Here is a 1,881-nt window from a genome sequence, read left to right as displayed (position 1 = left end):
TACTTCCGTATTCTGCCCAAAAAGCTGCCTCTCCTTTAGTTTTAACATATTCAACTACCATATCAGTCCAATTTTTGTATAAACTCATTTTTTGTACCCTCTCTTTATTTATAATTTTATTATCTTACTAGGTTCGTGTCTATTTGCCATTGAAATATTCACGTCTTCCCCAAGTTTTATTCCTTGTTCTTGAAGTGTAGTAATTACCGTTTGATATGCTAAGTCTGGATGATTATTAGTTCCACTTAAATGCCCAAGGAAAATTTCTTTTCCAAGACCATGTCTTATAAGTTCTACTACTGCATCACCACAGTCATCATTTGATAAATGTCCAACTTCACTAAGTATTCTTCTTTTTAAGTTATATGGATACGGCCCATATTTAAGCATACTTACATCGTGATTACTCTCAATTAAGATAACATCTGATTCTTTTATGTTATCTTTTATTTCTTCTGTAAATGTTCCAAAATCAGTTGCTATACTAGCTTTCTTGTTCCCTGCACTTATTGTGTAGCCACAAGCAGCTATAGCATCATGTGGAATATTAAAAGATTTTATTTCAAGGTCATCTAATATAATTGTACTTCTCTTATCCATAACTTTTATATTATGCTCTTTTACTTTTCCTAAGGATTTTTCCATAGCTGCCCATGTCTTATCATTTGCATATATAGGAATATCATACTTTCTTGAGATTATTCCAGCACCTTTTATATGGTCTGAATGCTCATGAGTTATGAATATTCCCTTCAAGTCCTTCGGATCTTGGTTTATCTTTTTAAGTGCCTCATCAATCTTTTTCCCTGGCATCCCAGCATCTATTAATATTTTTGATTTTTCGTTACCTACAAAAATACTATTTCCACTACTACCGCTATATAATGAGCAAAATATCATTTCTAAAATCCCCTTGCTTTCTTATTCTGCAACAGTAATTCTTTCAATTCTTGCACCTAAGTCATTAAACTTATTTTCAATATGAGGATATCCTCTATCAATATGCTCTATGCTTGTTATTTCAGTTCTTCCTGATGCTAAGATTCCTGCTATAACCATTGCTGCACCTGCTCTTAAGTCAGTTGCTTTAACAACAGCTCCAGTTAATTCTTTAACACCATCAATAATAGCAATTCTACCTTCAACCTTTATATTAGCTCCCATTTTCTTAAGCTCATCAATGTGCTTATGTCTGCTTTCCCATATAGATTCAGTTATTATACTTCTTCCTGGTACTGTAGCTAATAATGTTGACATAGGTTGTTGAACATCTGTTGGGAAACCTGGATATGGCATAGTTTTAACATTTACACCTTTTAATTCTCCAACATATTTAACTCTTACGCTGTCATCACCTTCTTCAACTTGTGCTCCCATTTCTGTAAGCTTTGCTGAAATTGATTCTAAATGTTTTGGTATAACATTTTTAATAGTTATATCACCTTTAGTTGCAACAGCTGCAATCATGAATGTTCCTGCTTCAATTTGGTCTGGTATAACACTGTATGCACAACCAGTTAATTTTTCAACACCTTTAATTTTTATAACATCAGTTCCTGCACCTTTAATGTTTGCACCCATACTGTTTAAGAAGTTTGCTACATCTACTACGTGTGGTTCTTTTGCTACATTTTCTAAAGTTGTAACACCGTCTGCTAAAGTTGCTGCTATCATAACATTTATTGTTGCTCCAACTGAAACAACATCAAAGAAGATATTAGCTCCTTTTAAATGATCTGCTTTAACGCTAACAGCTCCATGCTCTATTGTTACTTCTGCACCTAGCGCTTCAAAACCTTTTATATGTTGATCTATTGGTCTAACCCCAATAGGACATCCTCCTGGTAATTCAACTCTAGCTTCTTTAAATCTTGTTAGAAG

Annotated in this window: 2 protein-coding genes and 1 pseudogene; all 3 read right to left on the bottom strand. The window is 33.5% G+C overall.

The window, feature by feature from the left end; all coding sequences use genetic code 11:
• A pseudogene (locus ACRC28_RS06765) lies at positions 1-88 on the bottom strand (SEC-C metal-binding domain-containing protein); the annotation flags it as partial.
• Positions 89-108: 20 nt separating this feature from the next.
• On the bottom strand, positions 109-900 hold the full coding sequence (locus ACRC28_RS06760) for an MBL fold metallo-hydrolase (RefSeq protein ID WP_438542688.1): 792 nt from the start codon (positions 898-900) through the stop codon (positions 109-111).
• A 21-nt stretch (positions 901-921) separates the two neighbouring features.
• On the bottom strand, positions 922-1,881 hold a 960-nt coding region (gene murA, locus ACRC28_RS06755), incomplete at its 5' end, for a UDP-N-acetylglucosamine 1-carboxyvinyltransferase (RefSeq protein ID WP_438542687.1).

Origin of the sequence: Clostridium sp. (genome assembly GCF_051650885.1) — a bacterium.
Lineage (GTDB): Bacteria > Bacillota > Clostridia > Clostridiales > Clostridiaceae > Clostridium.
Note: the sequence above shows the minus strand (reverse complement) of the source record. Positions and strands in the feature narration are given on the sequence as shown.

What these genes read in the sequence shown, in the direction of transcription:
- ACRC28_RS06760 (WP_438542688.1), bottom strand. Translation starts at nt 900, where the DNA reads ATGATATTTTGCTCATTATATAGCGGTAGTAGTGGAAATAGTATTTTT.